Below are 4,374 nucleotides of genomic sequence, written 5' to 3'. Positions count from 1 at the left end.
GTCACCATCCAGTACCAGATCAACGAGATCATCACCGGTCTCGTCGGTGTGATCCTGATCGGCTGGTCCTTCTGGTCCTCGGTGCGCCGCAACAAATCACTCGCGGCCGCCGAAGGTACGACGAAGGCGTCCGACTCGGTCTCGGTCCCGTAGGACACGAAGTCGGTCTCCGCTGTCATGGCTACGGCGAGCCGGGGCATCCGACGGTGCATGAAGGCGATGCAGACACAGCACCTGACGCGCCTGATCGTTGCCCTTGCGCTGCTGCCCCTCGCCGGGGCGTGCAGCGGGGACCAGGACGGCCCGCAGACGGCGGGAACACTCCGCACAGCGGAATCGGGGGACCACCTGCTGATCGCCACCGACAACGGCCTGCGGCTGCGTCCGGCCGACGGCAGCCGTGTCACCGTCGACGACCACCTCGACGAGCACTGGTCCCGTCGCGGGGACGTCCGGACGCTCGACCTGTCGTGCGCTGCGGGCGACAGCTGCCCCCGGATGCCGTACGTGGAGATCCCCGACGGTGTGAGCGTCACGGTCACCGCACGCAACGCCGGCGTGGACGTGGCGGGTGTCGACGCCGCGTTGGACATCACGACCGTCAACGGGGATGTGACGGTGACCCGTTCCGGACAGGACCACGGCACGGTACGGCTGTCCACCCGCAACGGCTCGGTGCGCGCGACGGCTCTCGACGCGAACCATGTGCGCGCCGAGACCGTCAACGGGGACGTGGTCCTCGACTGCGGCAAGGTTCCGTCGAGCGTCACCGCGACCACCGTCAACGGATCGGTCGACGTCACGGTGCCCCACGACAGCCCCGCCTACCGGGTCAGCGCGGTCACCGACAACGGCCGTACCGCGGTCGGCGTGCCCACGAGGGCCGCAGACCGGGACCACTTCTTGACGCTGACCACGGTGAACGGCGACGTCGACGCCCACCGGGACTGACCCCGGCGCGCGGTCAGCCGGCGAGGTCCACCATCGTGGGCCAGCCCGTGGTGGCCACTTCAGCACGTCGGAGGAGGCGTAGTCCTCAAGGAACACGGTGACGAACTGGCCCGGACTGGCCTTGAGGCAGTCGACCATGCCCTGCAGATCGGTGGCCCGCCGTTGGCGAAGGCGCTGTGCGCGGTCAGGAACGTGACCCGATGTCCTCGATCTCCTTGACCAGCCTCGCGATCCTCGCCTTCTTCGCCCTGATCCCGCGTGCGATGAGCCGGAGATGTGCCGTCGACTCGGGCACGGCCGCCTCGAACTCCGCCAACCGACGCTGTTCGGCGGCGAGTTCGGCCCTGCGCCGCGCGGCGCGGTCGGGGGGCGGTGGCGGGGTCAGGCCGTTGAAGACCACGTTGTACCTGGGGCGTTCGCCCTGCACGGCCACACGCTCGGCCGTCTCCGCGTCATCCGGGTAGTCGATCCGGATCCCGATGACATACGGCCCCCACGGCTGGTCCCGCAGATGCGTGCGCACGCGTGTGAGCGGGCAGGTCGATATGCCGACGTACAGAAGCCCCTCTGGTCCGTACAGCCGATACAGAGCCGTCCGGCCCGCGGTGTGCAGACTGCCCTCCTCGTCGAACAGGCCACGCAGGAACTGTGAGTCGACATGGGCCATGACGCGGCCTCCTTCGGACCGGCGACGATCGCGTGGCACTGCCCCGGTCTCACGCTCCCACGCGGCTATGACATCGCCCCCCCGGGGAGGGTTACCTGCCGGATGTTCCGCGCCGCTCGCGCGATCAGGCGTTTGCGGCCACGTGCGTGACACGACCTGGCCGGGTACATGGCTCACTGCGTCCCGGACGAACGGCATGCGCGGGGCGTGAGATCGTTGGGCGACCGTGCCGCATGGATCATGGAGGGGAGAAGAGGGCAGGTCCCGGAACATGAGGGCGAAGGTGTCATGCACGCAGGACACCGCCGTCGGGAGACAGCCCGAGGCATCATGAACGCGACGAGAGCGAAGGACGAGACCGTGCCGGACGGCTCCGGCGCCGAGGCGCGGAATCTGGCCCGGCTTGCTCTGCTCTGTCTGGCCGGAGTGGTCGTGGCGGTGGTGGCGGCAGGCCAGTGGCTGCTGCTGTTGCTCGGCCTCGCCGGAATCGGCCTGGCCGGAGCGGGTCTGTGGTGGGCCGTGGCGCACCGGGGAGTCGCGCGTGCGTGCGGCGCCCTGCTGGCCGTGGCCGCGCCGGTCGCCGTCCTGGTTCTGTACGCGGTCTCCGGCCTGTGGCCGTTCGCGGCGGCGGCGCTGGGACTGTGGGGCGCGGCGCTGGCCTGCGCCAGGAGCGCGTTGCGCCGGTTGCGCGCGCCGAGAGGCAGGCGTTCCCGTTCGGTACGGCCACCACGCAGGCCGGTACTGATCATGAACCCGCGGTCGGGCGGAGGCAAGGTCGTCGAGCATGGGCTGGTGGAGCGGGCCGAGGCCTTGGGCGCCCAGGTCATGCTGCTCGACTTCGACCGTGACCCGGATCCGGCGGCGCTGGCCCGCCAGGCGGTCGCGGAGGGCGCTGACCTCCTCGGGGTGGCGGGCGGCGACGGCACCCAGGCGCTCGTGGCGGCGGTGGCCGCCGAGCACGGACTGCCGTTCATGGTGCTGTCCGCCGGAACCCGCAACCACTTCGCGATGGATCTGGGCCTGGACCGCGACAACCCGGTCAGCGGCCTGGACGCTCTCTCGGACGGCGTGGAGATCCGAGTCGACCTGGGCGACGTGGCCGGGCGGCCCTTCGTCAACACCGTCTCGTTCGGGACGTACGCGGAGATCGTGCAGAGTCCCGAGTACCGGGACGCCAAGGCGGTCACCGCCCTCGACCGACTGCCCGACCTGCTGGTCGGCGGGGCCGGCGCGCGGCTGTCGGCCAGGGCGGACGGGCGGCGGCTCCACGACCCGCAGGCGCTGCTGGTGAGCAACAACCCCTACGCACTGGCCGACCCACTGGGCGTCGGGCGCAGACCACGCCTCGACGGAGGCGAACTCGGCGTGATCGCCGTGCGGATCGAGGGCGCGGCGCAGGCCGCCGAACTGGCTCTGCGGGGTGAACGGGCCAGCGGTATCACCGCGTTGACCTCACGACGCGTGATCGTCGAGGCCGAGGAGGAGTTCATCCCGGTGGCCGTGGACGGCGAGGCGCTGACGCTGCCCCAGCCCGTCGTGTGCACCGTGCGGCCGGGGGCACTGCGGATGCGGGTACCGCGACACCGTCCCGGCGCGCCGTACACCGCGCCGTCGGTGGACTGGCGCCGTGTCGTCCGGCTCGCACTCGGCCGAACCTCCCATCCGACCGACAAGAACCAGGAGCAGAGCGATGCTTGACCAACCCCGGTGGGAGCAGCCGGTCGCCCGAGACCTGTTGCGCGACCTCGCCGCCCTCGACCAGGCGCTGTACGAGGCCGTGACCGTCACCCGGACACCGACCCTGGACTACGCCCTGCGGCGGCTGTCCGCCGCGGCGGACCACTCCAAGATCTCGTTCACGGCCGCCGGACTGCTCGCGCTGTTCCCCGGCAGGCCTCGGCGCGCCGCCGCCCTCGGGGTCGCCGCCATCGGGGTCGCCTCGGCGAGCGCGAACCTGCTCGGCAAGCGCCTGGTACGTCGCCCGCGTCCGCACCGGGCCGAGGACTCGCCGTTTCCCGGACGGCATGTGCCCATGCCGGAGTCCGCGTCCTTCCCCTCGGGGCACACGGCGTCCGCGGTCGCCTTCGCCGCGGCGGTGGGGCCCGCGCTGCCCGTCGTCACGGTTCCCCTCGGTCTGCTGGCCTGCGCGGTGGGCTACTCGCGGATCCACACCGGCGTGCACTATCCGGGCGATGTCGTCGCCGGCGCCCTACTGGGCACCGGCGCGGCGGCCGTGGTCCTCGCCGCGGCGGGCCGGCAGGGGGCGAACAGGCGCAGCTGAACACCGGCGGGAGCACGTTCGATCGTGACGGTGAGCCACCGCGCGCACAAGGGCCGAGGAGATGACACATGAGAATCGTCGTGACGGGTGCGTCCGGTTTCCTCGGACGCCTGCTGGCCGGGGCGCTGTCGCAGAAGGGGTCGTTCGGTGGTGAACCGATCAGCAGGCTGGTGCTGGTCGACAGGGTCGCCGCGAACCGGATGCCGGGGGCGGACGACGCCCGGGTGGAGACGGTGCACGGCGATCTGGTCGAGCGCCTGGGTGCGGTGTTCGCCGAGCCGGTGGATGTGCTGTTCCATCTCGCCGCCGCGGTGTCGGCCGAGTGCGAGGCCGACTTCGATCTGGGGATGCGCACCAACGTGGACGCCACGCGCGCCGTGCTGGAGGCGGCCCGAGCTCAGTCGGCGGCCGGCGGGCCGGTGACGCGGCTGGTGTTCGCCAGCAGCCTCGCCGTCTACGGCTCGCACCCGGAACT

The 4,374-nt window shown here is 71.6% G+C and carries 6 protein-coding genes; 5 read left to right on the top strand and 1 reads right to left on the bottom strand.

Translation table 11 applies throughout. The annotated features are described in order from the left end of the window. Together ACI2L1_RS44925 and ACI2L1_RS44920 are read left to right on the top strand one after the other, a co-directional pair. Positions 1 to 153: DUF475 domain-containing protein (locus tag ACI2L1_RS44925; protein ID WP_404745263.1), on the top strand; the 153-nt coding region annotated here is incomplete at its 5' end. A gap of 66 nt (positions 154 to 219) precedes the next feature. Continuing rightward, positions 220 to 951: a DUF4097 family beta strand repeat-containing protein gene (locus tag ACI2L1_RS44920; protein ID WP_404745262.1), complete on the top strand. Its 732-nt coding sequence runs from the start codon at positions 220 to 222 to the stop codon at positions 949 to 951. Between the two features lie 184 nt (positions 952 to 1,135). Here the strand turns inward: ACI2L1_RS44920 and ACI2L1_RS44915 are convergent, their stop codons facing one another. Further along, complete coding sequence (locus ACI2L1_RS44915; protein ID WP_404745261.1) at positions 1,136 to 1,618, bottom strand: GIY-YIG nuclease family protein; 483 nt, start codon at positions 1,616 to 1,618, stop codon at positions 1,136 to 1,138. Between the two features lie 330 nt (positions 1,619 to 1,948). Here ACI2L1_RS44915 and ACI2L1_RS44910 point away from each other — a divergent pair, with 330 nt between their 5' ends. From ACI2L1_RS44910 to ACI2L1_RS44900, 3 genes are all read left to right on the top strand, one after another. Then, a complete protein-coding gene (locus tag ACI2L1_RS44910; protein WP_404745260.1) occupies positions 1,949 to 3,316 on the top strand; it encodes a diacylglycerol/lipid kinase family protein in 1,368 nt (455 codons plus the stop codon). Beyond that, entirely contained in the window at positions 3,309 to 3,899 is a 591-nt protein-coding gene (locus tag ACI2L1_RS44905) for a phosphatase PAP2 family protein (protein ID WP_404745259.1), read from the top strand. The genes ACI2L1_RS44910 and ACI2L1_RS44905 overlap by 8 nt, the downstream gene beginning before the upstream one ends. Before the next feature lie 68 nt (positions 3,900 to 3,967). Then, positions 3,968 to 4,374 (top strand): NAD-dependent epimerase/dehydratase family protein (locus ACI2L1_RS44900; protein WP_404745258.1); only part of this gene is annotated, 407 nt, incomplete at its 3' end.

Origin of the sequence: Streptomyces sp. NPDC019531 (assembly GCF_044903305.1) — a bacterium.
Taxonomy (GTDB): Bacteria; Actinomycetota; Actinomycetes; order Streptomycetales; family Streptomycetaceae; genus Streptomyces.
The sequence above is the reverse complement of the archived record's forward strand: the minus strand, read 5'-3'. Positions and strand labels throughout refer to the sequence as shown.

Bases quoted from the DNA above. Each gene is read 5' to 3' on its own strand.
- ACI2L1_RS44905 (WP_404745259.1), top strand. From the start codon at position 3,309: ATGCTTGACCAACCCCGGTGGGAGCAGCCGGTCGCCCGAGACCTGTTG.
- ACI2L1_RS44910 (WP_404745260.1), top strand. From the start codon at position 1,949: ATGAACGCGACGAGAGCGAAGGACGAGACCGTGCCGGACGGCTCCGGC.
- ACI2L1_RS44915 (WP_404745261.1), bottom strand. From the start codon at position 1,618: ATGGCCCATGTCGACTCACAGTTCCTGCGTGGCCTGTTCGACGAGGAG.
- ACI2L1_RS44920 (WP_404745262.1), top strand. From the start codon at position 220: ATGCAGACACAGCACCTGACGCGCCTGATCGTTGCCCTTGCGCTGCTG.